Annotated in this window: 27 protein-coding genes and 1 pseudogene; 19 read left to right on the top strand and 9 right to left on the bottom strand. The window is 72.2% G+C overall.

Features of this window, described 5'->3' with window-relative positions; all coding sequences use genetic code 11:
- Positions 1 to 74: 74 nt before the first annotated feature.
- The 10 genes from RCO28_RS09070 to RCO28_RS09025 all read left to right on the top strand — a co-directional run bounded on the left by RCO28_RS09070 (position 75) and on the right by RCO28_RS09025 (position 11,533).
- On the top strand, positions 75 to 1,334 hold the full coding sequence (locus tag RCO28_RS09070; RefSeq protein WP_308940480.1) for an ATP-grasp domain-containing protein: 1,260 nt from the start codon (positions 75 to 77) through the stop codon (positions 1,332 to 1,334).
- On the top strand, positions 1,331 to 2,173 hold the full coding sequence (locus RCO28_RS09065; protein ID WP_308940479.1) for a Rossmann-like domain-containing protein: 843 nt from the start codon (positions 1,331 to 1,333) through the stop codon (positions 2,171 to 2,173). The genes RCO28_RS09070 and RCO28_RS09065 overlap by 4 nt, the downstream gene beginning before the upstream one ends.
- Positions 2,170 to 3,309 (top strand): pyridoxal-phosphate dependent enzyme, encoded by a 1,140-nt coding sequence (locus tag RCO28_RS09060; protein ID WP_308940478.1) that lies wholly within the window; start codon positions 2,170 to 2,172, stop codon positions 3,307 to 3,309. Before RCO28_RS09065 ends, RCO28_RS09060 begins: the two co-directional genes overlap by 4 nt.
- Complete coding sequence (locus RCO28_RS09055; protein WP_308940477.1) at positions 3,306 to 4,355, top strand: dipeptide epimerase; 1,050 nt, start codon at positions 3,306 to 3,308, stop codon at positions 4,353 to 4,355. The genes RCO28_RS09060 and RCO28_RS09055 overlap by 4 nt, the downstream gene beginning before the upstream one ends.
- A complete protein-coding gene (locus tag RCO28_RS09050; RefSeq protein ID WP_308940476.1) occupies positions 4,352 to 5,608 on the top strand; it encodes an MFS transporter in 1,257 nt (418 codons plus the stop codon). Before RCO28_RS09055 ends, RCO28_RS09050 begins: the two co-directional genes overlap by 4 nt.
- Positions 5,609 to 5,634: 26 nt before the next feature.
- Positions 5,635 to 6,429 (top strand): class I SAM-dependent methyltransferase, encoded by a 795-nt coding sequence (locus RCO28_RS09045; protein WP_308940475.1) that lies wholly within the window; start codon positions 5,635 to 5,637, stop codon positions 6,427 to 6,429.
- 46 nt (positions 6,430 to 6,475) lie between these two features.
- Positions 6,476 to 8,059, top strand: coding sequence for an ABC transporter substrate-binding protein (locus RCO28_RS09040; protein ID WP_308940474.1), 1,584 nt, complete (start codon positions 6,476 to 6,478; stop codon positions 8,057 to 8,059).
- Positions 8,060 to 8,199: 140 nt separating this feature from the next.
- The gene (locus RCO28_RS09035) at positions 8,200 to 9,186 is read left to right on the top strand and encodes an ABC transporter permease (protein ID WP_308940473.1); all 987 of its coding nucleotides are present in this window, start codon (positions 8,200 to 8,202) and stop codon (positions 9,184 to 9,186) included.
- The gene (locus RCO28_RS09030) at positions 9,183 to 9,995 is read left to right on the top strand and encodes an ABC transporter permease (RefSeq protein ID WP_308940472.1); all 813 of its coding nucleotides are present in this window, start codon (positions 9,183 to 9,185) and stop codon (positions 9,993 to 9,995) included. The genes RCO28_RS09035 and RCO28_RS09030 overlap by 4 nt, the downstream gene beginning before the upstream one ends.
- Entirely contained in the window at positions 9,992 to 11,533 is a 1,542-nt protein-coding gene (locus tag RCO28_RS09025; RefSeq protein ID WP_308940471.1) for an ATP-binding cassette domain-containing protein, read from the top strand. The genes RCO28_RS09030 and RCO28_RS09025 overlap by 4 nt, the downstream gene beginning before the upstream one ends.
- Here the strand turns inward: RCO28_RS09025 and RCO28_RS09020 are convergent.
- The 5 genes from RCO28_RS09020 to RCO28_RS09000 all read right to left on the bottom strand — a co-directional run bounded on the left by RCO28_RS09020 (position 11,514) and on the right by RCO28_RS09000 (position 15,909).
- Positions 11,514 to 12,350, bottom strand: a complete 837-nt coding sequence (locus RCO28_RS09020; protein ID WP_308940469.1) for a methyltransferase domain-containing protein — start codon at positions 12,348 to 12,350, stop codon at positions 11,514 to 11,516. The genes RCO28_RS09025 and RCO28_RS09020 overlap by 20 nt on opposite strands.
- 205 nt (positions 12,351 to 12,555) lie before the next feature.
- Positions 12,556 to 13,383, bottom strand: coding sequence for an ABC transporter permease (locus RCO28_RS09015; protein ID WP_308940468.1), 828 nt, complete (start codon positions 13,381 to 13,383; stop codon positions 12,556 to 12,558).
- On the bottom strand, positions 13,380 to 14,393 hold the full coding sequence (locus tag RCO28_RS09010; protein WP_308940467.1) for an ATP-binding cassette domain-containing protein: 1,014 nt from the start codon (positions 14,391 to 14,393) through the stop codon (positions 13,380 to 13,382). The genes RCO28_RS09015 and RCO28_RS09010 overlap by 4 nt, the downstream gene beginning before the upstream one ends.
- Before the next feature lie 79 nt (positions 14,394 to 14,472).
- Positions 14,473 to 15,315 carry a DUF4097 family beta strand repeat-containing protein gene (locus RCO28_RS09005; protein WP_308940466.1) on the bottom strand — a complete coding sequence of 281 codons (843 nt, stop codon included), beginning with the start codon at positions 15,313 to 15,315 and terminating at the stop codon, positions 14,473 to 14,475.
- 93 nt (positions 15,316 to 15,408) lie between these two features.
- Positions 15,409 to 15,909 (bottom strand): hypothetical protein, encoded by a 501-nt coding sequence (locus RCO28_RS09000; RefSeq protein WP_308940465.1) that lies wholly within the window; start codon positions 15,907 to 15,909, stop codon positions 15,409 to 15,411.
- Between the two features lie 574 nt (positions 15,910 to 16,483).
- Here RCO28_RS09000 and RCO28_RS08995 point away from each other — a divergent pair.
- The 5 genes from RCO28_RS08995 to RCO28_RS08975 all read left to right on the top strand — a co-directional run bounded on the left by RCO28_RS08995 (position 16,484) and on the right by RCO28_RS08975 (position 21,829).
- Entirely contained in the window at positions 16,484 to 17,002 is a 519-nt protein-coding gene (locus tag RCO28_RS08995; protein ID WP_308940464.1) for a DUF2599 domain-containing protein, read from the top strand.
- A gap of 387 nt (positions 17,003 to 17,389) precedes the next feature.
- A complete protein-coding gene (locus RCO28_RS08990) occupies positions 17,390 to 18,802 on the top strand; it encodes a family 2B encapsulin nanocompartment shell protein (RefSeq protein WP_308940463.1) in 1,413 nt (470 codons plus the stop codon).
- A gap of 212 nt (positions 18,803 to 19,014) precedes the next feature.
- A complete protein-coding gene (locus RCO28_RS08985) occupies positions 19,015 to 20,208 on the top strand; it encodes a family 2 encapsulin nanocompartment cargo protein terpene cyclase (protein WP_374991134.1) in 1,194 nt (397 codons plus the stop codon).
- A 32-nt stretch (positions 20,209 to 20,240) separates the two neighbouring features.
- The gene (locus tag RCO28_RS08980; RefSeq protein ID WP_374991124.1) at positions 20,241 to 21,131 is read left to right on the top strand and encodes a geranyl diphosphate 2-C-methyltransferase; all 891 of its coding nucleotides are present in this window, start codon (positions 20,241 to 20,243) and stop codon (positions 21,129 to 21,131) included.
- Positions 21,132 to 21,343: 212 nt separating this feature from the next.
- Complete coding sequence (locus RCO28_RS08975) at positions 21,344 to 21,829, top strand: hypothetical protein (RefSeq protein WP_308940460.1); 486 nt, start codon at positions 21,344 to 21,346, stop codon at positions 21,827 to 21,829.
- Positions 21,830 to 21,901: 72 nt separating this feature from the next.
- On the opposite strand, the gene RCO28_RS08970 is transcribed toward RCO28_RS08975, so the two are convergent.
- Complete coding sequence (locus tag RCO28_RS08970) at positions 21,902 to 22,135, bottom strand: hypothetical protein (RefSeq protein ID WP_308940754.1); 234 nt, start codon at positions 22,133 to 22,135, stop codon at positions 21,902 to 21,904.
- Between RCO28_RS08970 and RCO28_RS08965 the strand changes: the two are divergent.
- From RCO28_RS08965 to RCO28_RS08950, 4 genes and pseudogenes are all read left to right on the top strand, one after another.
- Positions 22,086 to 22,286 (top strand): annotated as a pseudogene (locus tag RCO28_RS08965) (formylglycine-generating enzyme family protein); the annotation flags it as partial. The gene RCO28_RS08970 and the pseudogene RCO28_RS08965 overlap by 50 nt on opposite strands.
- Before the next feature lie 268 nt (positions 22,287 to 22,554).
- The gene (gene dhaK, locus RCO28_RS08960) at positions 22,555 to 23,547 is read left to right on the top strand and encodes a dihydroxyacetone kinase subunit DhaK (RefSeq protein WP_308940459.1); all 993 of its coding nucleotides are present in this window, start codon (positions 22,555 to 22,557) and stop codon (positions 23,545 to 23,547) included.
- Positions 23,548 to 23,608: 61 nt separating this feature from the next.
- Entirely contained in the window at positions 23,609 to 24,223 is a 615-nt protein-coding gene (dhaL, locus tag RCO28_RS08955; RefSeq protein WP_308940734.1) for a dihydroxyacetone kinase subunit DhaL, read from the top strand.
- Positions 24,220 to 24,630, top strand: a complete 411-nt coding sequence (locus tag RCO28_RS08950) for a PTS fructose transporter subunit IIA (protein ID WP_308940458.1) — start codon at positions 24,220 to 24,222, stop codon at positions 24,628 to 24,630. The genes dhaL and RCO28_RS08950 overlap by 4 nt, the downstream gene beginning before the upstream one ends.
- A gap of 89 nt (positions 24,631 to 24,719) precedes the next feature.
- Here the strand turns inward: RCO28_RS08950 and RCO28_RS08945 are convergent, their stop codons facing one another.
- The 3 genes from RCO28_RS08945 to RCO28_RS08935 all read right to left on the bottom strand — a co-directional run bounded on the left by RCO28_RS08945 (position 24,720) and on the right by RCO28_RS08935 (position 26,544).
- The gene (locus RCO28_RS08945; RefSeq protein ID WP_308940733.1) at positions 24,720 to 25,217 is read right to left on the bottom strand and encodes a pyridoxamine 5'-phosphate oxidase family protein; all 498 of its coding nucleotides are present in this window, start codon (positions 25,215 to 25,217) and stop codon (positions 24,720 to 24,722) included.
- 100 nt (positions 25,218 to 25,317) lie between these two features.
- Positions 25,318 to 26,118: a VOC family protein gene (locus RCO28_RS08940; protein ID WP_308940457.1), complete on the bottom strand. Its 801-nt coding sequence runs from the start codon at positions 26,116 to 26,118 to the stop codon at positions 25,318 to 25,320.
- Between the two features lie 72 nt (positions 26,119 to 26,190).
- The gene (locus RCO28_RS08935; RefSeq protein WP_308940456.1) at positions 26,191 to 26,544 is read right to left on the bottom strand and encodes an aldehyde dehydrogenase family protein; all 354 of its coding nucleotides are present in this window, start codon (positions 26,542 to 26,544) and stop codon (positions 26,191 to 26,193) included.
- Positions 26,545 to 26,546 lie beyond the last annotated feature (2 nt).

The raw sequence follows: 26,546 nt of genomic DNA, 5'->3' as shown, positions 1-26,546 counted from the left end.
CAAGCCGACGGGCCGGTCGAGTGCCCTCGCGCAGAGGGCCGTCATGCTCAATCACGCGGTGAAAAGGGGACGTTGTGGCACATCTGCTGATGATCGAGAGCTGGGTGGGATCGATGAGCAGACTGCTGCCTCGGGCCGTCCGTGAGGCCGGTCACGAGTTCACGTTCCTCACACGGGAGCTGCACCACTACCTGCGCTCGGCCCCCGAGGGCACCGCGCACCCGCTGCTCGGAGCGCGCCATGTGCTGACCGCCGAGACCAACGACACCGAGGCGCTGCTGCCCTTCGTCGAGCGGGCCCACGACGCGCTGCGCTTCGACGGGGTGATCACGTCGTGCGACTACTACCTGCCCACGGCCGCCCGGATCGCCGACCGGCTCGGGCTTCCCGGCCCCACGGCGGAGTCCGTCGAGAGCGCCTGCCGCAAGGACAGGACGCGCCGGGTCCTGGCCGACGCCGGGGTGCCGGGGCCGCGGTTCGCGCTGTGCGGGAGCCTGGCCGAGGCCACGGACGCGGCGCGTGAGCTCGGCTTTCCGCTGGTGCTCAAGCCCGTCGACCTGTGCGCGGGGATGTTCGTCCGCCGGGTGGACGACGAGGCGGAGCTGGCCCGCGCCCACCGCGCCCTCGCCGACTTCCCGGTCAACGCCCGCGGCCAGCGCCGCGACCCCGTAGTCCTCCTGGAGGAGCTGCTCGACGGGCCGGAGGTGAGCGTCGAGACCGTGTCGTTCGGCGGATCCGCGCACGTCGTCGGCGTCACCGACAAGAGCGTGGGCGGGGCGCCCGCGTTCATCGAGACGGGGCACATGTTCCCCGCGGCGCTCGCTGCGGCGGACGCCGAGGCCGCCGTGGAGACGGCCTTCGCGGCCCTGAAGGCGCTCGGCCTCGACGAGGTCGTGGCGCACACCGAGATCAAGCTGACCGCCGCAGGACCGCGCGTCGTGGAGGTCAACCCCCGGCCCGCGGGCAACCGCATCACCGAACTCGTCCGGCACGTCACCGGCATCGACCTCGCCGCGGCCGCGGTGGACGTCGCGCTCGGCCGCGCACCCGACCTGGAACGCAGGGCGACCGGGCTGAGCAGCGCCGCGATCGGCTTCCTCGTACCGCAGGCGGCGGGGACGCTGACCGAGATCGAGGGGGCGGAGCAAGTGCGGGGTGCCGAGGGCCTGTTGGGGCTTCAGCTCGCCGAGGCGGGCAAGGCCGTGAAGGCCGCGGGCAGCAACAACGAGTACCTGGGGCACGTCATGGCCGGTGACGCGGACGGGCCCGGCGCACGGAGCCGCGTCGAGGCGCTGCTCGCCGCGCTCTGCCCGAAGGTGGAGGCCGCCCGATGAGCACGATCACCCATGTCCCCCGCATACGGTCCACTGCCTCGTCGTACGACGACCTGGTCGCGGGCGTGCTGCGCGGGGAGTTCGGGCCCGACCCGAGCGCCGAGCGGGTCTCGGTCGCGTTCACCACGCGGCAGGCCGTACGCCACGAGGGACGCAGCGGCGGGTACCGCAACGAGGTGCTCAGCCTGCGCCTCGGCGAGGCCGTCGGGTCCTGTGCGGTCGAGCCGGGCACGCTGGCCGACGGTGCGGTGGAGGAGTGTGTGGGTGCGGACATCGCCCAACTCCTCGGCCACCCGAGCCTTTCGGTGCGGGTGGCGGCGCTCGACGCGTATCTGATGCGGGCATGGCCGCACGGTCCCGGGAGCGGCGCGCGGCCCCTCGCCCTGCCCGCCGGGAGCTCGCTGGAGAAGTCGCGGGCTCGGGCGCGGGGTGTGGTGGAGCTGATCGACGCCGAGCCGGGGGCGACCGTGCTCGTGGTGGGCGTCGTCAACTCGCTGCTCGAAGCGCTGCGGGCGCGCGGTCTCGCGTATGTGCCGTGTGATCTGAAGGGCGGTACGACCGAGTGGGGCGAGCCCGTACGGACGGACGCGCTCGCCGAGTTGGAGGGCTGTGACGTGGTGCTCGCGTCCGGGATGACGCTCGGCAACGGCAGTTTCGAGCCGCTGCGGGAGCATGCGCGGCGGCACGGCAGGCAGCTCGTGATGTTCGCGCAGACCGGGAGCGCGGTACTCCCCCGGCTGATCGGCTCCGGTGTGAGCGCGGTCTGCGCCGAGCCGTACCCGTTCTTCTGGCTGGACGGCGGGCCGGGCACCGTGCACCGCTACGGAGCGGGCCGATGACCGCCCTGACGACCGCGCACCCCACGCAGGCCCTCCAACACCCGCCCGGCAACCGGGAGTTGCTGCGACTGCTCGGCGGCACTCCGCTCGCGCACGTCGGCGTCGATCTGCCGTGTCCGCAGCCCGGCTTCTGGGCGAAGCTCGAAGGGCTCGGCGCGGGCGGCATGAAGGCGCGGGCGGCCGTGTCGATGCTGCTCGGCGCCCGTGAGCGGGGCGAGCTGCGGCCCGGCGCGCCGGTGGTGGAGTCCACGTCGGGGACGCTCGGCGTCGGTCTGGCCTTCGCCGGACAGGCGCTCGGCCATCCCATCGTGCTCGTCGGCGACGCCGAACTGGAGCCTTCCATGCGGCAGTTGCTGCGGGCGCACGGTGCCCGGGTCGAGATCGTCGACCGGCCGGAGGCCGAGGGCGGCTGGCAGGCGGCGCGCCTTGCCCGGCTGCGCGCCCTGCTCACGCAGCTCCCGGACGCGTACTGGCCGGACCAGTACAACAACCCGGACAACACCGCGGGTTACGCCTCGCTCGCCGCCGAACTCGCCGCACAGCTCGACCACTTGGACGTGCTGGTGTGCAGTGTCGGCACGGGCGGGCACAGTGCGGGCGTCATCGGTCCGCTGCGGCGGCACTGGCCGCGCCTGCGCCTGATCGGCGTGGACGCCACCGGCTCGACGATCTTCGGCCAGCCCCAGCGCCCCCGCCTGATGCGCGGCCTGGGCAGCTCCATCCATCCGCGCAACGTCGCCTACGACGCGTTCGACGAGGTGCACTGGGTGGGCCCGGCCGAGGCCGCCGACGCCTGCCGCCGCCTTGCCGCCGGTGCGTTCGTCAGCGGCGGCTGGAGCACCGGGGCGGCCGCGCTCGTCGCCGCCTGGGCGGCCCGCGTCCACCCGGGAGCGGTGGTCGCGACGGTCTTCCCGGACGGTCCGCACCGCTACCTGAACAGCGTGTACGACGACGACTTCGCCGCCGCGCACGGCATCGACCGCGCCACCGCCGCCGTACGCCCCGTCGAGATCCCGTACCCGCGTGCCGTGGAGGCCACCGGCTGGGTCCGGTGCCGCACCGTCACCGACCCGCTCGCCGCCCACGTGGAAACCGTCGGGTCCGGCCCCAGCACCCCAGTGGAAGAACACCAGTGAAGTCCAGCCTGCGCACCGTGCGCCTCCAGCTCACCGAACCCCTGCGAATATCCCGCTCCACCATGGCCGCCCGCGACGCCGTGTGGCTGACCGTCGAGCACGACGGTCTGTACGGCCACGGCGAGGCCGTCAGCAGCGTCTACTACGGGCTCGACGCCGCGGCACTTGAACGTCAACTGCACGACAGCGGACGGTGGTTGAGCGGTTTCGCCGGTCCGGAGAGCGCCCTCGAAGCCCTGCGTGAGCGCGGCAGGCCCGGCGTTCCGCCGAGTGTGACCGCCGCCGTGGAGTCCGCGCTGCTCGACCTGGTCGGCAAGCGCGCGGGCCTTCCCGTCCACCGGCTCCTGGGCCGTGTCCGCAGAGTCCCGTCCGCCGCCACCGCCCGCACCCTGGGCATCACCACGCCGGAGGCCGCCGCAGCACAGGCCGCCGAACTGGTCCGTGCCGGGTTCTCCGTCCTCAAGGTGAAGGCCGGTACTCCGGACCCCGCCGACGACCTGGCGCGCGTACGGGCCGTGCGGGCCGCCGCACCCGGGGCGCGGCTGCTGCTCGACCCCAACGGGGCCTGGAGCTTCGCCACCGCCTTCCAACTCCTGCCTAGGTTCGCCGAGTTGGGTGTGGAGGCCGTCGAGCAGCCGTTGCCGCCCGGCACCCCCGACGAGCTGGCCCGGCTCGCCGAGGCCTCACCGCTGCCCGTCATCGCGGACGAGGACGCCGTGGATCTTGGAGATGCCGGGCGCCTGGCCGGGCGCGTGCACGGCATCAACATCAAGCTCGCCAAGTGCGGAGGCGTGAGCGCGGCGCTGCGGATCGCCGAGCTGGTCGAGGGCACCGGCACCGCGCTGATGCTGGGCTGTCTGACCGCCAGCACCCTCGGCATCGCACCGGCCGTGCACCTCGTGGACCGGGCCCGCTGGGTCGACCTCGACGGGCATCTGCTGCTCGCGGACGACCCGTGGACGGGCATCGGCGGCGCCGACGGCACCGTAACCGCCCCTGCCGGTCCGGGACTTGGCGTACGGCCGCGTGCGGGGGTGCGGGCGTGAACACCTTGCGTGAGATGCGCGCGTTCCCGCTCGCGATCCGGCTGCTCCTGGTCAACCAGCTCGGCGTCAACACCGGCTTCTACCTCCTCGTCCCCTATCTCGCCCTGCACCTCGGCGACGACCTCGGGCTCTCCGCGGCGGTCGTCGGGATCGTGCTCGGCGTGCGCAACCTCAGCCAGCAGGGCCTGTTCCTCATCGGCGGCTCGGCCGCGGACCGGCTCGGGGCGCGCGGGGTCATCATCGCCGGGTGCGCCCTGCGCACCGTCGGCTTCGGGCTGTTCGCGCTCGGCGACGGGCTGCCCGTCCTGCTCGCCGCTTCCGTGCTCAGCGGCTTGGCGGGGGCGCTGTTCAACCCGGCCGTCCGCGCCTATCTCGCCCTGGAGGCGGGCGAGCGGAAGGCGGAGGCGTTCGCGCTGTTCAACGTGTTCGCCACCACCGGCGCGCTGATCGGCCCGCTGCTCGGCAGCGCGCTGCTCCTCGTCGACTTCCGGACCTCCGCGCTCACCGCCGCCGGGATCTTCGCCGCCCTCACCGTCGCGCAGGCGCTCGTACTCCCCGCCCGCAAGGTCGCGGCCAGCGGGAACAGTGTCGTCGCGGACTGGCGGGAGGTCGTGGGCAACCGGCGCTTCGTGGCGTTCTCGCTCGCCATGGTCGGCCTGTTCACGATGGAGAACCAGCTGTATCTGCTGCTCCCGGACGGCGCCCGCCGCGCCACCGGCTGGGACGGCGCCGCCGGGATCGTGTTCCTCGTCGGCACGCTCACCAACCTCTGGCTGCAACTGCGCCTCACGCGGGCGCTCAAGTCCCGTGGCAGCAGGGCACGTTGGATCAGTCTCGGGGTCGCGCTGACGGGTCTGTCCTTCGTGCCTCCGCTGGCGGTGACGCTGTACGACGGCGCCCCGGACGGGCTCGCGGACGCGGTCCTGCGGGCGCTGCCCGTCCTCGCCGGTGCCCTGCTGCTCTACCTCGGCGTGATGATCGCCCAGCCCTTCGTGCTGGAGCTGATCCCGGGCTTCGGCCGCCCCGAGCTGACCGGCACGTACTTCGGCCTGTTCTACGTGGTGTCGGGCGTCGCGGCCGCCGTCGGCAACGCGGTCGTCGGCTGGGCCATGGACACCGGCACGCGCACCGGCCTCGGCTGGCTGCCCTGGGTGTGCTGTCTGGCCTTCGGCCTCACCTCGGCCGCCGCGGTGGCCTGGCTGCACCGGCGCGACGCCCTCCCCGCAACCGAATCCACGAAGGCCCCGGCATGAACGAGCCTCGCAGGAACGAGCCCAGCATGACTGCGCGTACGAGCACCGAGAACCTCCTCACCGACAACCCCGCCCTGTACGAAGCCCGCTTCCCCGACCCCGAGCAGCTCGCCGGGCGCTGGGCCGAGGACTGCCTGCGCCGGTACGGCTCGGGCCCCCGCGTCCTCGACCTGGGCTGCGGCACCGGGCGGGACGCCGCCCACCTGCACCGCGCGGGCCGCACCGTCACCGGCGCCGACCTCTCCGAGGCGATGCTCGCGTACGCCCGTGTCCAGCATGCCGGGCCCGAGTATCTGCACGCGGACCTGCGCCGATTCACGCTCCCGGCACGGGAGTTCGACGCGGTGGTGTGTCTGGACAGTGCCCTGCTCTACTGCCACACCAACACCGAGCTCGACGGCTTCCTCACCTCGGTGCGCCGCAGCCTCGCCCCCGGCGGGCTCCTGGTCGCGGAGATGCGCAACGGCGCGTTCTTCCTGGGCCGTACGGAACTCCTCGACGCCCCGCGCGTCAACGGCTTCACGTGGCAGGGCGTCGCGTACGAGTCCACCACCACCCTGTCCGTCGACCGCACCGCACAGCTCCTGCGCCGCACCCGGGTGTGGACCGCCGACGACGGTTCGGAGCCGGTCGAGCAGCGCTCCGCCTGGCGGCTGCTGTTCCCGCAGGAGCTGCGGCACGTCCTGGCCGGCCACGGCTTCGAGGTGCTCGCCCTGCACGACGGCCCCGGGCCGCGTACGGAACCGGCCTGGCGTGAGGGCGACGCGCCCGGATCGGCCACGGACGCCGATCGGATGCACCTGGTAGCCCGCCTCAACTGACGTACGACACACGCCACTTCGCGTATCCCACGACAAGGACATCACCATGAACCACACGCCCGACTCCCGCTTCCCCGGCCTTGGCCGCAGAGGCTTCCTCGCCGTCTCCGGAGCCGCCGGGCTCGGCGCGCTCGCCCTGACCGGCTGCGGCTCCGGCACCGACACCGCGGCCGGCGGCACGGGCGACGGCAAGCCGAAGCGGGGCGGCCGGCTGCGCGCCGCCTTCGCGGGCGGCGGGGCTAGCGAGACCCTCGACCCGCATCTGGCCAACCTGTTCGCCGACGTCGCCCGCGCCAAGGCCCTGTTCGACAAGCTCGCCGACTACGGCGCCGACCTGTCCGCCGAGCCGCGCCTGGCCTCCGGCTGGGAGCCCAACGCGGGCCTCGACCGCTGGAAGGTCACCCTGCGCAAGGCGGCCTTCCACGACGGCAGGCCCGTCACCGCGAAGGACGTGCTCTACAGCTACCGCCGCATCGCCGACCCGAAGAAGGCGTTCCGCGCGAAGGCGTCCCTGGAACCCATCGACCTCACAGCCAGCCGGGCCGTGGACGAGCGGACCGTCGAGTTCGTCCTGAAGCGCCCGACCGCCGAATTCCCCAACGTCCTGGCCACGTTCGGCGCGTACATCGTCCCGGAGGGCGCCGAGGAGTTCGATGAGAAGGCGGTCGGCAGCGGCCCGTTCCGCTTCGTCTCCTTCGCGCCCGGCAGGTCCGCCGTCTTCAAGCGCAACCCGGACTACTGGGAGGGCGCCCCGCACCTCGACGAGCTGGAGATCGTCGTCGCCAACGAGGAGTCCGCGCGGATCAACGCCCTGCTCGGCGGCCAGGTCGAGTACGCCCACGAGCTGAACCCGACCACCGGCCGCACCCATGAGCGCTCGGGCCAGATCAGGATCGTCCGGCTCCGTAACAGCGCCATGCAGTCCTTCGCCATGAAGACCGACCGCAAGCCCTTCGACGACCCCCGGGTCCGCGAGGCGTTCTTCCTGATCGCCGACCGCGAGGAACTCGTCCAGGGCGCGCTCTCGGGCGCGGGCGAGATCGGCAACGACCTGTTCGGCAAGGGGTACGAGTACTACGCCGACGGCCTCCCGCAGCGCGAGCAGGACCTCGGCCGGGCGAAGTCCCTGCTCAAGAAGGCCGGCGCCGAGGACCTCACGGTCACGCTCGACACCTCGCCGGTCGCCGCCGGGTTCACCGAGGCCGCCTCGATCTTCCGCGACCAGGCCGCCGAGGCGGGCGTGACGATCAAGGTCAGGACCGGCAGCAAGGACAGCTACTGGCGGGACATCCTGGACGGCGGCACCCTCTGCTCGTACCGCTCGGGCGCGATGCCCATCGAGACGCACATCTCGCAGCGGCTGCTCACCGGCTCCACCACCAACGCCACGCACTGGAAGCACCAGGACTTCGACGCCCTCTACCAGCAGGCGCAGTCCACCAAGGACAAGAAGGCGCGCGCGGCCGTCTACCAACGGATGCAGCGCCGCCTGTACGCGGAGGGCGGCTTCCTGGTCTGGGGCTTCGCGGACTGGATCCTCGGCACGGCGAAGAACGTCCGGGGCGTCGAGACCGACGCACCCGCCAACTCCCTGGACTGGGCGCGCTTCGACAAGGTGTGGCTCGCGTGAGCGGACTGCGTCGTTGGCGAGGAGGTGTCGGGAAAGTCCCTCCCCCAGCCTCCGGCCGGGAGGTGCCCCCAGCCCCGCGACGCCTGGCCCGCTCCCCCAGCCTCCGGCCGGGAGGTGCCCCCAGAGCAGGGGGCACACCCATGACGCCGCAGGGCCCGCCCTCCGGGCGGACGACGGGACTTTACGGACACCTCCTCGCCCGGCGGCTGCTGCTCGGTGCGGTGCAGACGGCGGCGGTCGTGCTGCTCGTCTTCGCGCTCGCCGAGGCGCTGCCGGGTGACGCCGCCGTCGCGCTCGCCGGGGACCAGCCCGACCCGGCCCGGATCGCCGCGATCCGCGAGGCGATGGGCCTGGACCGGCCCGCCGTGGAGCGCCTCGCGGACTGGGCGGCGGGCCTGCCGCACGGGGACTTCGGTACGTCGCTGGCCTCGGGGCGGCCGGTCAGCACGTACATCGCCGACGGCTTCGGGCCGACGCTGCTGCTCGCCGCGCTGACCGTCGCGCTACTCGTCCCGCTCGGCGTCGGCCTCGGCGTCCTTGCCGCCCGGCACGAGGGCCGGTGGCCGGACCGCCTGGTCAGCTCGGCGACGCTGGGGCTCTACGCCGTACCGGAGTTCGCCTGCGGAGTGCTCCTCAGCACCGTGTTCGCGATCCGCCTCGGCTGGCTGCCGCCGACCGCCGTGGGCTACGGCACGGACCTGCTCGCCCATCCGGCCGCGCTCGTCCTGCCCGTCCTGGTGCTGCTCTCCCGGCCGGTGTGCACCCTCGCCCGTCTCGTGCGGGCGGGCATGATCGACGCGCTCGCCTCGCCGTACGTCGCCCAGGCCAGGCGCTACGGCGTCTCCGGCGCCCGCGTCCGGTACGCGCACGCCCTGCCCGCGGCCGTCACCCCCGCGACGCAGCAACTCGCCCGCACCGTCGACTGGTTGCTGTCCGGTGTCATCGTCGTGGAGGCGCTCTTCGTGATCCCCGGACTCGGGACCGTACTCATCAACGCCGTCGCCGAACGCGACCTCCCCGTCGTGCAGGGCCTCGCGGTCGTCTTCGGTGTGTTCACCGTCGTGCTCAACATCGGCGCGGACCTCGTCGCCCGCCGGTTCGCGCCGCGCGGGGAGGTGGCCGCGTGAAGTCCCTTACGAAGCAAGGCAGTTCACGTTTTCTGCTCGGCGCGCTGATCGTCGGCGTTCCGCTGCTGCTCGCCCTGCTCGGTCCGCTGTTCGCGGGCGAACCGGGGCCGCGTGCCGCCTCGTTCACGGCGGGCGGCGGGCACTGGCTCGGCACCGACTTCGTCGGCCGTGACGTCTGGCGGCAGGTGCTGCTCGGCGGCCGTTCGGTGGTCCTGGTCGCGCTGGCCGCGACGGTTCTCGCGTACGTGGTGGCGCTGCCGCTCGGGCTTGCGAGTGCCCTCACCCACCGGGGCTGGCTTGAGGAGCTGCTGATGCGGCCCCTGGACGTGCTGCTCGCGGTGCCGTCGCTGCTGATGATCCTGCTCGTCGCGGCCGTGTTCACGCCGGGGACGGTGGGGCTCGCGCTGCTTGTGGCACTCGTCAACATCCCGGACGCGGCCCGCATCGTCCGCGCCACCGCGGCGGAGGCCGCCGCACGCCCGGCCGTCGAGGCGCTGCGCATGCAGGGCGAGTCGTGGTGGCGCACGGCCGTCGGGTACGTCGGCCGCTCCACGACGCGCACCCTCGCCGCCGACGCGGGTGTCCGCTTCACCGGAGTCCTGTACCTGGTGGCCACGGCCGCGTTCCTCGGCGTGGGCGTCGAACCGGACGCGGCCGACTGGGCGGTGATGGTCGACCGCAACCGCACCGGCCTGTTCGTGCAGCCCTGGGCCGTCGTCGTACCCGCCCTGCTGATCGTCGCGCTGACGATGGGCGGCAACCTGCTCGTCGACTCAGCGCTCGACCAGCGGAGGAAGAGGCAGAAATGATCACGGAATGCGTCGCGGAGATCGACGGGCTGCGGGTGGAGGTCGACGGCCGGGCGATCGTCGACGGAGTGCGGCTGCGGGTGCGGCCGGGCACGGTCACCGCGCTCGTCGGCGCGTCCGGCAGCGGCAAGACGACGACCGGGCTCGCCCTGCTCGGCGAGTACCCGCAGGACGCCCGCGTGACCGGTGACGTACGCGCGCCGGAAGGGTTCGTGGGCTACGTCCCGCAGCATCCGGGCGCGGTCCTCAACCCGGTGCGCCGCGTCGGCGCCCTGCTGTGGGACATCGCGCACACCCAGGTGCGACACCTGCCGCGACGTGAGCGCAGGGAGGCGGCCCGTGAACGCGTATTGGCCGCCCTGAAGGAAGCTCAACTCCCTGATGGAGATGGGATGTTGCTGCGCTACCCGCATCAGCTCTCGGGCGGCCAGCAGCAACGCGTCGTCCTGGCCCAGGCGTTGCTGCTCGGCGCCCGCGTGGTGGTGGCCGACGAGCCGACGACCGGGCAGGACGCCGTCACCAAACGGCATGTCGTCGAACGGTTCGCGGCGCTGCGCCGGGCGGGCATCGCCGTCGTCCTGCTCAGCCACGACCTGGACGTGGTGCGCGCGTTGGCCGACGAGGTGCTCGTGCTGCGCGAGGGGAAGGTGGTCGAGTCGGGCCCGGCCGCCCGCCTGTGGTCGGCGCCGCGGCATCCCTGGACGGCGGCTCTCCTGGCGGCGGACGGCACGAAGGAGCCGGTCGAGCCGGAAGGCGGGGAAGGCCGAGCAGTCCTCCGCACACACGGGTTCACGGCACGCCATGGCCGTACGGCGGTGCTGCGCGCGCCCGCCCTGACCCTCCGTACGGGCGAGTCCCTGGCGGTCGTCGGCCGCTCGGGCAGCGGCAAGACCACCCTGGCCCGCTGCCTGGCCGGGCTGCACCGGGACCACGACGGCACGCTCCTCCTCGACGGCACGCCCCTGCCCCGCAGCCTGCGCGCGCGCAGCCGCGAGCAACTCGCCGCCGTTCAGTACGTGTTCCAGGACGCCAGCGCCGCGTTCGACGAGCACCGCCCGGTCTTGGACCAGGTGGCCCGTACGCCGGTACGGCTGCGCGGGCTCGACCGGGACGCGGCCCTCGCGGAGGCGGTGACCACCCTCGCGGGCCTGGGCCTGACCGAGGAGGTCGTACGGCGGCGCCCCGGCCGGATGTCCGGCGGTGAACTCCAACGGGCCGCTCTGGCACGGGCGTTGCTGGCCCGGCCCAGGGTGCTGATCTGCGACGAGATCACCTCGGGCCTCGACACGGTCACCCGGCGCGGCCTCCTCGACGCCCTCGACACGCTCCGGCGCGAGCGCGCCGAGCTGTGTCTGGTCCTGATCACCCACGACCTGGACACGGCGGCGCTGACCTCGCGGATCGCGGTGCTCGACGCGGGCGAGACGGTCGAGGAGGGCAGCACCCGCAGCGTCCTGGCCGCCCCTCGACACCCCTTCACGGCCGCACTGTTGGGCAAGGAGGCGGCGACCGCAGGCGTTACGCCTTCTGGGCGGTGACCAGCAGGTACTCCCACTCCATGCCGTCGGAGCCGGAGGCGTCGAGGGAGCGCTGGGCCAGGGCGTCGAGGGCGTCGTCCAGGCCGGTCACGCGGTCCGGGTCGTCGCCGATGTTGCGGTAGACGGCGATCGTCGGGCCGTAGTTGGCCTTGAAGAACTCACGGAAGTCCGCGGGCTTCGGGAAGAGGTCGATCCGCACGGTGCGCTTCTGGGCGTCCAGGCCGGTCACGCGGTCGCCGAAGAGTTCCCGTACGTGATCGGCACGGCCCCACAGCGGGGGCGGCTGCGCGCCGGGCGGAGGGGCGGGGGCGTACGGCTTCATCGTCGCGAACATCTCGCCGATGAAGCCCTCCGGCGTCCAACTGATCAGCCCGATCGTGCCGCCCGGCCGGCAGACGCGGACCGTCTCGTCGGCGGCGGCCTGGTGATGCGGGGCGAACATGATCCCGACGCAGGACAGGACGGTGTCGAAGGTGTCGTCGGGAAGCGGCAGTGCCTCTGCGTCACCTTCGCGCCACTCCACGCTGACGCCGAGCTGGGCCGCCCGCTCACGGCCGGGGTCGAACAGCTCGGGCGTCAGGTCCAGGGCGACGACCTCGGCACCGGCCGCGGCGGCCGGGATCGCGGCGTTCCCCGCGCCCGCGGCGACATCCAGGACGCGTGTCCCGGCCCGCACGCCGCAGGCTTCGACCAGGGCGGGGCCCAGGTCCGGGATGAGCTGGGTGGCGACGTTCGCGTAGTTGCCGAGGGCCCACATCTTGCGGTGCTTGGCCTTCAGGGCGCGGTCGGCTTCGACGGCGTCGATCGATTCGGTCATGGCAGCTCTCCTCCGGCGGGTGGGCGGGGCTTGCCGTGGCTCCATTCTCCTCCCGGCAAGGGAACGGTGCGCGGTCGGGAGAGCCCCGCGGGGCGGCGCGCCACTGACGTGGTCGGGAGAGCCCGCGGGGCGGCGCGCCACCGACGCGGTCGGGGTACGCCGCCCTGCAGCCGGGCGAGTTGGGTCGATGCGACCTGCCCGGTGTCTACTTCGGGTCGCGGTTGAACCGCGACGTGGACCAGAGGTAGCCGAGGATCGCGAGGCCCACGCTCCAGGCGACCGTCAGCCAGCCGTTGTGGCCGATCTCCGTGCCGAGCAGCAGCCCCCGCAGGGTCTCGATGGCCGGGGTGAACGGCTGGTACTCGGCGATCGGCTGGAACCAGCCGGGCATCGTGCTGATCGGGATGAACGCGCTGGAGAACAGCGGCAGCAGGATCATCGGCAGCGCGTTGTTGCTCGCCGCCTCCGCGTTCGGGCTGATCAGGCCCATGCCGACGGCGATCCAGGTGAGGGAGACGGCGAACAGGACGAGCAGGCCGAGCGCGGCCAGCCACTCCAGGGCCGTGGCGTCCGTGGACCGGAAGCCGATGGCCACGCCGACGGCGCCGACGAGGATCACGCTCATGATCGCCTGCAGCACGCTGCCGACGACGTGCCCGATGAGCACCGAGCCGCGGTGGATCGCCATGGTGCGGAAGCGGGCGATGATCCCCTCGGTCATGTCGTTGGACACGGACACCGCGGTGCCGACCACGGTCCCGCCGATGGTCATCAGCAGAATGCCCGGAACGATGTACGCGATGTACTCGCCGCGGTCCGCCCCGCCACCGCCGATGCCGGCGCTCATCACGTCGCCGAAGAGATAGACGAAGAGCAGCAACAGCATGATGGGCGTGAGCAGCAGGTTCAGGGTGAGGGACGGGTAGCGTCGGGCGTGCAGCAGGTTGCGGCGCAGCATAGTGGCCGAGTCGCGCACGGCGTGGGCCCGTGGGGCGGGGCGCTGTACGGGGCGCGTGGTGATGCTCGTACTCATCGGACGGTCTCCTTGGTCTGCTGGGCGGGGACGCGGGTGTCGGTGCCGGTGAGGGCGAAGAACACGTCGTCGAGGTCGGGGGTGTGCACGGTCAGCTCGTCCGCCTCGATGCCGACGGCGTCCAACTGGTCGAGGAGGGACCGCAGTTCGCGCTGGCTGCCGTCGCTGGGTGCCTGCAGCGACATCGACTCGTCGTGCCGGCCGAACTCGCCCAGGGCCAGGGCGGCGTGGCGGTACGCGGCCGGGTCGGTGAAGCGGAGGCGGACGTGCCCGCCCGGGACGATCCGCTTCAGCTCTTCGGCGCTGCCCTCCGCGGCGATCCTGCCGTCGCTCAACACGGCGATACGGTCGGCGAGTTCATCGGCCTCGTCCAGGTACTGGGTGGTGAGCAGGACGGTGACACCGTCGGCGACGAGGCCGCGGATGATGGCCCACATGTTGTGCCGGGAGCGCGGGTCGAGGCCGGTCGTCGGCTCGTCGAGGAAGATGATCCTCGGGTTCCCGACGAGCGTCATGGCGATGTCGAGGCGCCGCCTCATGCCGCCGGAGTAGGTGGAGGCGGGCTTCTTCGCGGCCTCCACCAGGTCGAAGCGCTCCAGGAGTTCGGCGGCGACGCGCCTGCCCTCGCGGCGGGTGAGGTGGTGCAGGTCCGCCATGAGGAGCATGTTCTCCTCGCCGGTGATCAGGTTGTCGACGGCGGAGAACTGTCCGGTGACGCCGATCGCGGCGCGCACGGCCTGCGGGTCGACGGCCAGGTCGTGGCCGCCGACGTGCAGGGCGCCGGAGCCGGGGTCGGCGGCGATGAGGGTGGAGAGGATCTGGACGGCGGTGGTCTTGCCGGCGCCGTTGGGGCCGAGCAGGGCGAAGACCGAACCGGCGGGGATGTGCAGGTCGATGCCGTCGAGGACGAGCTTGTCGCCGTACGACTTGCGCAGTCGGGTGGCGGAGATGGCGAGCGGCGCGTGGCCGTCGACGGGGCGCCTGGTGGCGGGCATGGCTGAGGAAGGCATGGGCTCTCCCGGTGGAAGGTGTGGTGGAGGTGTGGTGTTGGTGGTGGGGCCGGGCGGGTCCTGGGCGAGTGCTGGGGCGTCAGGCCTTGGCGCGGCGGACGTCGATGTTGCCGTGCCGGGTGCGGGCGCGGACGGTGACGGTCTCCTCGGTGTCGTCCGGCGCCTCGGCCGAGGTGAGCAGATTGCGTACGTGCCCGGAGCGGGAGTTGACGTCCAGCCAGGCGGCGGTGCCCTTGCGGATGCCGATCTCGATGGAGCCGTAGGCGGTCTCCAACTCGGCGGTGCCGCGGGCCACTTCGGCCAGGCGCAGGGTTCCGTGGGCGGTGGTGGCGGTGACCGAGGCCTCGGCGCGCGTGATGTCGATGTCGCCGTTGGCGCCGCTCACGGTGAGCTGCCCGGTCGCGGCGCCGACGAGCGTGGTGCCGTGCGAGTTCTTCAGTACGGCGGGGCCCTCGACGAGGCCGACGCGCAGGCTGCCGGAGCTGGTGCTGATCTCGGCGGCGCCATCGACCCGGTCGACGGTGATCGATCCGTGTGCCGTGTCCAGACGCAGCGGGCCGGTCGCGTCGAGGCGCACGTCGCCGGTCGCGGTCTTCACGCGGACGTCACCGAGCCGGCCTTCGCCGAGGACCTGGGTCCAGGCGCCGGCCACGTCGATGCCTGAGCCCGCGGGCAGTTCGACCGTGACGTCCACGGTGCCGGTGCGGCCGAGCTTGTTCGCCTTCGGTGTCCTGACGGTCAGGCCGCCGCCCGCGTACGAGACCTGAGTCTGGTCGGCGGTCCGTACGTCCAGGTCCCGCTTCGGGTCGCGGGCCTTGACGTCGACGAGGGTGTCGGTGCGGTCGCCCGCGAGGAAGTGGATGGTGCCGGCGCTGATGCGGGCGGTGACGGAGATGGGTGCGGGGGTGTCGTAAGCAGGCATGGCTGTGCCGTCCTCTTGGCTCGTCGGGGTGTCCCTGCGGGTGGGACGTGGTGTGGGAAGTGCTGCGGGAGGTTGGGGTCGCGGCGGGTGCGGCTAGCGCACCCAGCCCGTGTGGTGCGTTCCGACGGCGCGGCCCCCGTCGGTCGTACGCGGCCGGGGCCGGTCGTCGCCGCCGACCGCGGCGGAGACGGCCCGGACCAGCCAGGCGTTGACGGAGAGCCCGTCCCGGCGCGCGGCCTCCTCGGCGCGCGCCTTGAGGGGGGCCGGCAGCCGCAGGTTGACGCGGGCGGTGGCGGCCTCGTCGGCACCGGCGACCGCCGGGACCGTCGCGGGCGCCTCCGCCCGCCCGCCGTCCGGCAGCACCACGACGAACTCGGGGTCGAGGCCGCGCAGTCGTACGTCGACGGAGCCGGGGGCGAGTTCACGCGTGATCTCGTCCATGGCGGCGGAGAGCGCGTCGAGCAGCGTCAGCCGGGTGGCCGACTCCAGCGGCACCATCAGCCGCTCCGCGATCTCGCACCCACCGTCCCCGCCGACTTCGGCGGCCACCGCGAGCTCGCGGCGGAGGGTGTCGACGTACGGAGTGAGGTTCATGACGTCATGATGGCACCACAATGGCGCCACACGCAAGCCCTTCTGGCGCCGACGCCGACGAGTGCCCTCTTACAGGGGCCTTGAGCTGCGGAAACCAGCCCGAAGAGGACGCATCATCGGTGGTGCCACGCACAGCTGAGCGCAATGTCAACGACTCGACGGCACTGGAATGCTGGCGGTGGCGCCACTCGACACCACATGGCGCCACACGTAGGTGAACGCTCCCCGGAGCCGTCCCGGCGTCCAAGGTCTGTTCAAGGTTTCTTCCACGGTCCCTCAGCAGGATGGTGCGGGCACAGCACGTTCAAGATCGAGGGGGATGACATGCGCATCAGGCAGGCAGCGGCCGTGGCCGCGACGCTGACGGTGGCCCTGTCCGTCGCCGTACCGACGGGGGCGACCACGGGAGCCGGTGACGGTGGTGTCGACGCGAAGGCGGCGATCGAGCGGGTGGCGCCGGAGGTGTTCGACGATGCCGTGACCGGCGCGTCCGGCGGCCGGGGACGGCTCGGCGCAGATCGCGACCGTCATCGAACACGGCCGGGCGCCCGAGTCCTACGCGTACGACGTCCAAGTGCCCGAAGGGGCCTCGCTCGACGAGTGGGAGGACGGCAGTGTCGCGATCACCGGGGCGAAGGGCGAGTTCCTCGGCGGGTTCAACGCCCCGTGGGCCAAGACCGCGCAGGGCCGGGCCGTACCGACGCGATACGAGGTGGAGGGGAACACCCTGGTCCAGGAAGTGGACCACCGGGCGCTGCCCGAGTCCGCGTACCCGGTGGTCGCGGACCCTTGGCTGGGCCGGGACCTGATGCACCAGCCCTGGGTCACACAGGACCCGCGCGGCTACGTCATCAACGTCGACCCGACCGGCTGGGGCAGGGCGTGGAGCGGTCCGGCCGCACACTTCGCGCACACCAGCGAGATGCGGACCAAACTGGGGACGCAGGGGCATCTGCTCACGCCGACCATCGAGGAGCAGCTGCGCTGCCACGTCGCCTTCAACCCCTTCGAGTGGGGGACGTACAACCTGGAGTCGTGGCGCCCCTGGGTCGCGTGGTCCCAGCAGGCGTGGCCCGCGCAGTGCAACCCCTGAGCATCGAGCAGCACCACCGCTGAACACCGTGCGGCGCCCGGACCTCCGGGCGCCGCATGCGTTTGCCCCTCCACGTCAAGCGCGGAAAGCGCGGTCCTGGCTGAATTCCCCCTCCTGGCTGTGCACGCGCCGCCCAAGATCGCGGACCTGGCCGAGCGAACCCGGCTGAATCTCATCGGTACCTGCGCAAACACCCGGACGAGCATGATCATCGATTCGAGTTAATGTCGCCGATTCGGCATGGCCGGGCGGGTGGAACGGCCGTTAGCGTTCCCAGCGATCTCGAAGCCCCACTCCTGCATGCCCCGCCCTCTCCCCCTCCCCCCTCTTCGCTCCGCGGCGCCCCCGTGCGCCACCTCCGCTTTGAACAAGGAGAGTTCGTCCGACATGACTGTCGAATCCAGCCCGGAAACGCGCCTCGAGCCGCCTCGGCAAAGCAGCCTGGGTACGGCGGCTGCCCGCAACCTCGCCACCACCACCAAGTCCGCCCCGCAGATGCAGGAGATCACCTCCCGCTGGCTGCTGCGGATGCTCCCCTGGGTGGAGACGAAGGGCGGCGCCTACCGGGTGAACCGCCGCCTCAGCTACACCGTCGGCGACGGGCGCGTGGAGTTCGTCCAGGACGGCGCCGACGTCCGGGTGATCCCGCGCGAGCTGGGCGAACTGGCGCTGCTGCGCGGCTACGCCGACGTGGACGTGCTGACGGCCCTCGCCGACCGGTGCGTGCAGCGCGACTTCGGCAGCGGCGAGACGCTCGTGGTGCGCGGTGCGCCCGCCGACCAGCTCCACCTGATCGCGCACGGCCGCGTCAGCCAGACCTCCGAGGGCAGTTACGGCGACGAGGTCGCCCTCGACGTACTCGCCGACGGCGACCGGTTCGGCGAGCACGCGCTGCTCGACGACGACGCCCGGTGGCAGCACACCGCGATCGCCGAGACCTCCGGCACCCTCCTGACCCTGTCCCGCGCGGACTTCGCGGCGGTCCTCGCCTCGGCACCGCAACTGCGGGACCACGTCGAGGAGTTCAGGTCGCGTTCCGACCAGCCGCAGAACCACCGCGGCGAGGCGGAGATCGCCATGTCGGCCGGCCACACCGGCGAGCACGAGCTGCCCAGCGCGTTCGTCGACTACGAGCTGAAGCCGCGCGAGTACGAACTCTCGGTCGCCCAGACGATTCTGCGGGTGCACACGAGGGTGGCCGACCTCTACAACCACCCGATGAACCAGACGGAGGAACAACTCCGGCTCACCGTCGAGGCGCTGCGGGAGCGCCAGGAGCACGAGCTGGTCAACAACCGGGAGTTCGGCCTGCTCCACAACGCCGACTTCAAGCAGCGCTTCCAGACCCACTCCGGCCCGCCCACCCCGGACGACCTGGACGAACTGCTCAGCCGCCGGCGCGGCTCCAAGTTCTTCCTCGCGCATCCCAGGACGATCGCGGCGATCGGGCGCGGGTTCAACGCGCGCGGGCTCTACCCGGACCACGTCGACCTGGGCGGTCAGCAGGTCCCGGCCTGGCGCGGGGTGCCGATCCTGCCGTGCAACAAGATCCCCATCACCAAGGAACGCACCAGCTCGATCCTCTGCATGCGTACCGGCGAGGACAACCAGGGCGTCGTCGGCCTGCACCAGACCGGTCTGCCGGACGAGCTGGAGCCGGGCCTGTCGGTCCGGTTCATGGGCATCAACGAGCAGGCGATCACGTCGTACCTGGTCAGCACGTACTACTCCGCCGCCATCCTCGTGCCGGACGCGGTCGGCGTCCTGGAGAACGTGCAGATCGGCCACTGGTCCAGGTAACGGCCCCGGCCCCGCGGGCACGGCGCGGCGACTGGCACCGCCCGGACGCCCCGCCACCCGCACCGCCCGCGGGGCCCGGGACTGCCGCCCATCTTCCCAAGGAGCAACGGATGCCCGCGCCTGAGCCGACACCTCCGACGTCGAGTCTGCCGGCCGCCGCGTCTCACCTCGGGGCGCAAGTGCTCGCCGATGCGGCGGCCCGCGTCCACGACATGACGGCCGTCACCGGCGGCCGGCCCACCGTGCCTTCCCCGCCCGCCCCAGCCGTGCCGCCCGTACCGCCGCCGCCCGTACCGTCTCCCGCTCCGGTTCCGGGTGCGGGTCTCGCGCGGGTCCTTGCCGGCCCGAGCGGTCTCGGTACGGAGGGCCTGCGCCTGACGCCGCGCAGCGCACCGCCGACGGCGCCGGAACCGTCGGACCCCGCCGAGGGGAGGCCCGTCCCGGGGCTCTACTTCCACCCGATCCCCGAGCCCGATCCGGTGCGGGTCGAGGAGGTCAGCCGGCGGATCAAGTCCTGGGCCCTGGACGAGGTTTCGCTGTATCCCGACGACTGGGAGGAGGAGTTCGACGGTTTTTCCGTGGGCCGTTACATGGTCGCCTGCCATCCGGACGCGCCCACCGTCGACCACCTGATGATCGCCACCCGCCTGATGGTGGCCGAGAACGCGGTGGACGACTGCTACTGCGAGGACCACGGCGGATCGCCCTTCGGCCTCGGCGAGCGCCTGCTGCTCGCGCACACCGCGCTCGATCCCCTCTACACGACGCGGGAGTACCAGTCGCAGTGGGCTGAGTCGCTGCACTCGGACGCGCCCCGGCGCGCGTACCGCTCCGCCATGGAGTACTTCGTCCAGGCGGGCAGCCCCGCCCAGGCCGACCGGTACCGGCACGACATGGCGCGGCTGCACATGGGCTACCTCGCGGAGGCCGCCTGGGCGCAGGAGGACAAGGTCCCGGAGGTCTGGGAGTACCTGGCGATGCGCCAGTTCAACAACTTCCGTCCCTGCCCGACCATCACCGACACCGTCGGCGGCTACGAACTGCCGGCCGACCTGCACGCCCAGGAGGCGATGCAGAAGGTCATCGCGCTCGCGGGCAACGCGACGACGATCGTCAACGACCTGTACTCGTACACGAAGGAACTCCGTACGCCCGGGCTGCACTTGAACCTGCCCGTGGTGATCGCCGAACGGGAGAGCCTGTCCGAGCAGGACGGGTACCTGAAGTCGGTCGAGGTCCACAACGAGCTCATGCACGCCTTCGAGACCGAGGCCGCGTCCCTGGCGGCGGCCTGCCCGGTGCCGAGTGTGCTGCGCTTCCTGCGCGGCGTGGCCGCCTGGGTCGACGGCAACCACTACTGGCACCGGACCAACACCTACCGCTACAGCCTGCCCGACTTCTGGTAAGAGAAGTTCCGGTTAGAGAAATGGATTCATCTGTGACCAGCACCGAACTCACCGCCACCGCCACCGGCACCGGCACTCCGCGCATCCCGGGCCCGGCGACGCCCTACCAGGGGGACATCGCCCGCTACTGGGACGGTGAGGCGCGGCCGGTGAACCTCCGGCTCGGCGATGTCGACGGTCTCTACCACCACCACTACGGCATCGGCGAGGTGGACCACGCCTCCCTCGGCGACCCCGAGGACAGCGAGAGCGAGAAGAAGCTCATCGCCGAACTGCACCGCCTCGAGTCGGCGCAGGCCGACCTCCTGCTCGGGCACCTCGGGGACATCGGTCGGGACGACACCCTCCTGGACGCCGGCTGCGGCCGCGGCGGCTCGATGGTCATGGCGCACCAGCGCTTCGACTGCAAGGTCGAGGGCGTCACCCTGTCGGCCAAGCAGGCCGACTTCGCCAACAAGCGCGCCAGTGAACTCCGCATCGAGGACCGGGTGCGCGCCCGGGTCTGCAACATGCTGGCCACGCCCCTGGAGACGGGCCAGGCGGCGGCCTCGTGGAACAACGAGTCGACCATGTACGTCGACCTGCACGACCTGTTCGCCGAGCACTCCCGCGTCCTGAAGGTCGGCGGGCGCTATGTGACCATCACCGGCTGCTGGAATCCGCGGTACGGCCAGCCCTCGAAGTGGGTCTCCCAGATCAACGCGCACTTCGAGTGCAACATCCACTCGCGTCGCGAGTACCTGCGCGCCATGGCCGACAACCGCCTCGTCCCGCAGGCCGTCGTCGACCTCACCCCCGACACCCTCCCGTACTGGGAGCTGCGGGCCACGTCGTCCCTGGTCACGGGCATCGAGGAGGCGTTCATCAACGCGTACAGGGACGGGTCGTTCCAGTACGTGCTGATCGCGGCGGACCGCGTCTGACACCGGCGGAAAGCCCTGCGGCGGGGCGCGTGCGGGCCTCGGCGGCGCACGTGCCCCGCCGCCGTCGTGCGCGCTCCGTACGGATTGCCCGGTACGGCGGGTCGGGATCGTGTCCGCGCACGTTCGCGATAACTTTCCCCCCGCTATGTCGACTTAGAGACCCAGCACACGTTCCTCCGAGTCGTCGCCCCCCACGCGTACGGAGCCGCAGCATGGACCGCACCACGATGACCAGGAAGCCCCGGTCGAACGCCGCCCTGACGGCCGGACTCGCCACCGTCGCCGGACTCGCCCTGCTCGCACCGCCCCAGTCGGCGAACGCCGCCCCGGGCACGAGCGACCGGGCCGAACGGTCCTCGGCGACCCCCTATGTCGTACAGCGTTCCGGCGAGGAGACCGCACGGACCAGCACCGGGCGCCGCCCCGAACGCCTGGTGCTGTCCGAGTTCACCAGCGTCCACGACGTCAACTGGGCGCGGTGGGACGCCCGCAGGGCCGTCGGCGCGGGCCTGGTCACCGGCAGCTGGTGCCTCTCCACGTGCATGGACAAGCCGCTGAAGGCCACCCTCCGCCTCGCGGACCCCAGGACGGTCGACGGCAGGAAGGTCTACTCGACGTTCACGCTGACGCTGGCCGACGGGTCCGGGTCGTACGACGCGGAGGACCTGCGGGGGAAGCGTCCGCTGGCTGTTCGCTGAGAGCTCTGTGCCGCTCGGGCGTTCCTCACACCGAATCGTCAGGACGTCAACGCTCATGCGACGGCTCGCAGTTCAGGGCGCGAGGGCTGCCGTCCGTCGCCGGTCCGGTTCCTCCTGGACGCGGGTGACGTCCTTGGCGTACGTCCCGTAAAGGAGCGTGAGGAAGGCGCCGTTGACCGCCATCAGGATGACGAGGACCCAGAGGAAGATCCCGCACGCCAACACGGGCGACGACGGATGGCTCGCGACCGCTCCGGTGCGCTCGTACCCGCCGAACGGCTTCGGCCTGTACGAGGTGAGCGGCAACGTGTGGGAGTGGTGCGCGGACTGGTTCGCCGCCGACTACTACACCCACGCGCCGGCCCAGGACCCTCAAGGCCCCGACAGCGGGACCCGTCGAGTCATCCGAGGTGGCTCCTACCTCTGCCACGACTCCTTCTGCCACCGCTACCGCGTGGCCGCACGCTCGGCCAACACCCCCGGATCCAGCAGCGGCAACTGCGGATTCCGCACCGCTGCGGTCGCGAGGGAGCACCCGCTCGTCCCGGGTAGCAGGCGCGCCGACCGAGAACATTCCAGACGGCCCGCCGAAAGCCGTGACCCGCGGCCGAAGCCGATCGATACTGAGGCCCGTGAGCCGAGCCCAACACCTGACGATCCGTCACCAGACGCGGCATCGGCTCGGTATCAGCCCGCCGAACCCCGCACATCTGTCGGAGGTACCCGTGAGAATGCTCATCAACGTCCCCGAGACCGTAGTGGCCGACGCCTTGCGCGGGATGGCGGCCGCGCACCCCGAGTTGACGGTCGACGTCGAGAACCGGGTGATCGTACGGCGGGACGCGCCCGTCGCCGACCAGGTGGCGCTCGTCTCCGGGGGCGGGTCCGGGCACGAGCCGTTGCACGGGGGGTTCGTGGGGCCCGGGATGCTGTCGGCGGCCTGTCCCGGGGAGGTGTTCACCTCGCCCGTGCCGGACCAGATGGTGCGGGCGGCTGCGGCTGTGGACAGCGGCAAGGGCGTGCTGTTCGTGGTGAAGAACTACACCGGTGACGTGCTGAACTTCGACATGGCCGCCGAACTCGCCGAGGACGAGGGCATCCAGGTCGCCAAGGTCCTCGTCGACGACGACGTGGCCGTGACCGACAGCCTCTACACCGCGGGCCGGCGCGGCACCGGCGCCACCCTCTTCGTCGAGAAGATCGCGGGCGCGGCCGCCGACGCCGGGGCGCCCCTGGAGCGGGTCGAGGCGATCGCGCGGCGCGTCAACGAGAACTCCCGCAGCCTCGGCGTCGCCCTGAGCGCCTGCACGACACCCGCGAAGGGCAGCCCGACCTTCGAACTGCCTGCCGGTGAGCTGGAGTTGGGGGTCGGCATCCACGGCGAGCCGGGCCGGGAGCGGCGCGCCATGATGACGTCCAGGGAGATCGCCGACTTCGCCGTGGACGCCGTCCTGGAGGACCTGCGGCCGCGCAACCCGGTGCTGCTGCTCGTCAACGGCATGGGTGCCACGCCCCTGCTCGAGCTGTACGGCTTCCACGCCGAGGTGCAGCGCGTCCTGGCGGAGCGGAACGTCGCCGTCGCCCGCGTCCTGGTCGGCAACTATGTGACGTCCCTCGACATGGCGGGCGCCTCCGTGACCCTGTGCCAGATCGACGAGGAACTCCTCGGCCTGTGGGACGCTCCGGTGCGTACGCCCGGGCTGCGTTGGGGCATGTGACCAGGGAACCCGGAGCTCGCACAGGCCGGTGACCACCGAACTTGGAGGACTTGTGCTCGACGTGCTCGACGGCGACTTCTTCCGCCGCTGGCTGACCACCGCCGCATCGGCCGTGGACCGGGAGGCGGACCGGCTGACCGAGCTCGACTCGGCGATCGGCGACGCGGACCACGGCGCCAACCTGCGGCGCGGCTTCGCGGCCGTGACCGAGGCGCTCGACGGGAGCGACGCCACCGCGCCCGGTGCTCTCCTCGCCCTGGCGGGGCGGCAGTTGATCTCGAAGGTGGGCGGGGCGTCCGGCCCGCTCTACGGCACGCTGCTCCGTACCACCGGCAAGACGCTCGGCGACGCGGGCGAGGTGTCGCGCGAGGAGCTGGCGCAGGGGCTGCGCGCGGGCGTCGACGCGGTGGCGAAGCTCGGCGGGGCCGCGCCCGGCGACAAGACGATGCTGGACGCGCTGATTCCGGCGGTCGACGCCCTGCCGGCCTCCTTCGACGCGGCGCGCGACGCCGCCGACAAGGGAGCGGAGGCGACGATTCCGTTGCAGGCCCGCAAGGGTCGCGCGAGCTATCTGGGCGAACGCAGCATCGGCCACCAGGATCCCGGCGCGACGTCCTCGGCCCTGCTGTTCACCGCGCTCGCCGAGACCGCCGAGACCGCCGGGGGCGCCGTATGAGCGACGGCAAGCAGGTGGGCGTCGTCCTGGTGTCGCACAGCGCGGCCGTCGCCTCGTCCGTCGCCGAGCTGGCGACCGGCCTCGCGGGCGGCGCCGGCACGGCCCCGGTCGCGGCGGCGGGCGGCACGGAGGGCGGCGACCTGGGTACGAGCTCGGAGCTGATCGCGCGGGCGGCCCGTTCCGTGGACCGGGGCGCGGGCGTCGCGCTCCTGGTCGACCTGGGCAGCGCGGTGCTCACCGTGAAGGCCCTGCTCGCCGAGGGCGACGAACTCCCGGACGGCGCACGCCTGGTGGACGCCCCGTTCGTGGAGGGCGCGGTCGCGGCGGTGGTCACGGCCTCGGCGGGCGCGGACCTGAACGCGGTGGAGACGGCGGCCCGCGAGGCGTACGGCTACCGCAAGGAGTGAGCCCCCCGGATACGACGGGAGGGCCCGGCCGGTGTGCACCGGCCGGGCCCTCCTCCGTACAGCCTCGTGGGGCGGCGCACCGAGAGCCCTCAGGCCCGCTGGCGCTCCGCGCGTTGCCGGATCAGCTCCTCGACCGCGCTGGGCAGGGTCGTCTCGAAGTCGATGAGCTTCGCCCACGTCGGCGTGATGACGATGCGCACCATGCCGTCGTAGAGCGAGCGGACCTCGGCCTCCCACTCGACGCGCTGCTCGGGTGTCATCTCGTAACTGCCGTTGACCTGGACGTACTCGTCCGGGATGCCGTCGACGGTGTCCAGCTCGGCACGCCCGCGGATGAGCAGAGTTTTCGGCGGGTGGACCTCGGTGTCGATGGTCAGGGCGACCATCGGGTTCTGGCGCAACGCGTGCAGTTTCGGGGCGTTCTTCGCGGTGCAGAGAACGAGCTCCGAGCCGTTCCAGGTGAACCCGATCGGGACGCAGCGCGGTGTGCCGTCCTTGGCGACATAGGCCAGGCGCGTCAGGGCGCGGGCCAGGAGATCCTGGCTGATCGGCCGGTTCAGGACCTCCGTGATCTCGGTCGGTTCCATCGCGATCGCTCTTTCGTCGGTGGCGTCGAGTGGCCCGTCCGGCACGCTGGTGCGTCCATGGCGGAACCGGCCGGGCGTTCTCGACATCCGCGCCCGAGGATCAGCTGCTCTCGGACGGCTTGAGCACGACGAAGTCCGCTCCGGCCGGGTCCACGCAGACCGCCATCCGGCCGACGCCCTCCGCGTCCTCCGGCCCCATCTGCACACTGCCGCCGTTCTCGGTGACCTTGGCGACCGCGGCGTCGCAGTCGGTGACGTTGAAGACCGGGTGCCAGTACGGCTTGCCGTTCGCCAGCGAGAGGTGCTCGGCGGGCATCTGCATGATGCCGCCGTGCATCCGCTCCTCCGGCTGGTCGGCGGGGGTGATGAGCACGTACGTGCCTCCGCCGCCGGGCAGGTCCATGTCGCTGTACTGCCAGCCGAGGACGCTGGTGTAGAACTCCTTCGCCGCCGCGGCGTCGGTCGTGTAGAGCTCCGTCCAGGACAGCGAACCCGGCTCGTCCACCTTCTCGACGCCGGAGTCCTTGCCCGGCTGCCAGACGGCGAACTGGCCGCCCAGCGGGTCGCTGAACTGCGCCATGCGGCCCCAGTCCTCGAGGTCCATCGGCTCGACCCGGACGGTGCCGCCCGCGGTCTCGACGGACTGCTTCGCGGCGTCCGCGTCGGGGACCTTGAAGTAGATCATCCAGGCGGAGCGGGCGCCTGCCTCGGTGAGCTTGCCGAGCCCGGCGACGAGCTTGCCGTCGCTGCGGAACATGCCTCCCTCCATGTCCCCGCCGTCGCCCATGGACTCGAAGTCCCAGCCCAGCACGGCGCCGTAGAAGGCCGTGGCGGCCGGGACGTCGGGAGCTCCGAGGTCGAGGAAACAGGGGGCGCCGTTGGCGAAGTCCGTAGTGATCATGAAGCGGTTCCTTCCGTGGGTCGTCGGTGAGTTCAGCGTGGCACCCGGCACTGACAATCGCGCGCCGACCGCTCACGGTGCGTGGCCCCCGAGGCGGGGGCGGTGCGGGACCGGGTGGTCCGCACCGCCCTCAAGCGCCGGTCCGTACGTGCCGGGCGTCTCGGGGCAGGCGGGAGTTTGAAGACAGGGCCTAAGGGCCCCGGTGCCGGAACGTTTGCAGAGGCGGGCGATCTCCTCGCGGTCCCGCTGGAGCAACTCGGCCGTACGGCGCGGCGGTTCGGCCCGCCGACGCGGGGTCCAGGACGGCCAGGTGTCGCCGTCGAAGGCCTTCCGCGCGGCGGCCACGGCGGCCTCGGCGTCGGCCGGGCCCCCCTCGGCCACGGTGCGGACCACGGACTGGTCGTAGGGATTGATGATCTCGCGCATGG

Origin of the sequence: Streptomyces sp. LHD-70 (assembly GCF_031157275.1) — a bacterium.
GTDB lineage: Bacteria > Actinomycetota > Actinomycetes > Streptomycetales > Streptomycetaceae > Streptomyces.
The sequence above is the reverse complement of the archived record's forward strand: the minus strand, read 5'-3'. Positions and strand labels throughout refer to the sequence as shown.

Excerpts from the sequence above, each read along its gene's own strand:
- RCO28_RS09000 (WP_308940465.1), bottom strand. The coding sequence starts at position 15,909 with ATGAACCTCACTCCGTACGTCGACACCCTCCGCCGCGAGCTCGCGGTG.
- RCO28_RS09005 (WP_308940466.1), bottom strand. The coding sequence starts at position 15,315 with ATGCCTGCTTACGACACCCCCGCACCCATCTCCGTCACCGCCCGCATC.
- RCO28_RS08975 (WP_308940460.1), top strand. The coding sequence starts at position 21,344 with ATGGACCGCACCACGATGACCAGGAAGCCCCGGTCGAACGCCGCCCTG.
- RCO28_RS08940 (WP_308940457.1), bottom strand. The coding sequence starts at position 26,118 with ATGATCACTACGGACTTCGCCAACGGCGCCCCCTGTTTCCTCGACCTC.
- RCO28_RS09040 (WP_308940474.1), top strand. The coding sequence starts at position 6,476 with ATGAACCACACGCCCGACTCCCGCTTCCCCGGCCTTGGCCGCAGAGGC.
- RCO28_RS09035 (WP_308940473.1), top strand. The coding sequence starts at position 8,200 with ATGACGCCGCAGGGCCCGCCCTCCGGGCGGACGACGGGACTTTACGGA.
- RCO28_RS08935 (WP_308940456.1), bottom strand. The coding sequence starts at position 26,544 with ATGCGCGAGATCATCAATCCCTACGACCAGTCCGTGGTCCGCACCGTG.
- RCO28_RS09025 (WP_308940471.1), top strand. The coding sequence starts at position 9,992 with ATGATCACGGAATGCGTCGCGGAGATCGACGGGCTGCGGGTGGAGGTC.
- RCO28_RS09010 (WP_308940467.1), bottom strand. The coding sequence starts at position 14,393 with ATGCCTTCCTCAGCCATGCCCGCCACCAGGCGCCCCGTCGACGGCCAC.
- RCO28_RS08945 (WP_308940733.1), bottom strand. The coding sequence starts at position 25,217 with ATGGAACCGACCGAGATCACGGAGGTCCTGAACCGGCCGATCAGCCAG.
- RCO28_RS08990 (WP_308940463.1), top strand. The coding sequence starts at position 17,390 with ATGACTGTCGAATCCAGCCCGGAAACGCGCCTCGAGCCGCCTCGGCAA.
- RCO28_RS08985 (WP_374991134.1), top strand. The coding sequence starts at position 19,015 with ATGACGGCCGTCACCGGCGGCCGGCCCACCGTGCCTTCCCCGCCCGCC.
- RCO28_RS09045 (WP_308940475.1), top strand. The coding sequence starts at position 5,635 with ATGACTGCGCGTACGAGCACCGAGAACCTCCTCACCGACAACCCCGCC.
- RCO28_RS09065 (WP_308940479.1), top strand. The coding sequence starts at position 1,331 with ATGAGCACGATCACCCATGTCCCCCGCATACGGTCCACTGCCTCGTCG.
- RCO28_RS08950 (WP_308940458.1), top strand. The coding sequence starts at position 24,220 with ATGAGCGACGGCAAGCAGGTGGGCGTCGTCCTGGTGTCGCACAGCGCG.
- RCO28_RS09020 (WP_308940469.1), bottom strand. The coding sequence starts at position 12,350 with ATGACCGAATCGATCGACGCCGTCGAAGCCGACCGCGCCCTGAAGGCC.
- RCO28_RS09060 (WP_308940478.1), top strand. The coding sequence starts at position 2,170 with ATGACCGCCCTGACGACCGCGCACCCCACGCAGGCCCTCCAACACCCG.
- RCO28_RS09015 (WP_308940468.1), bottom strand. The coding sequence starts at position 13,383 with ATGAGTACGAGCATCACCACGCGCCCCGTACAGCGCCCCGCCCCACGG.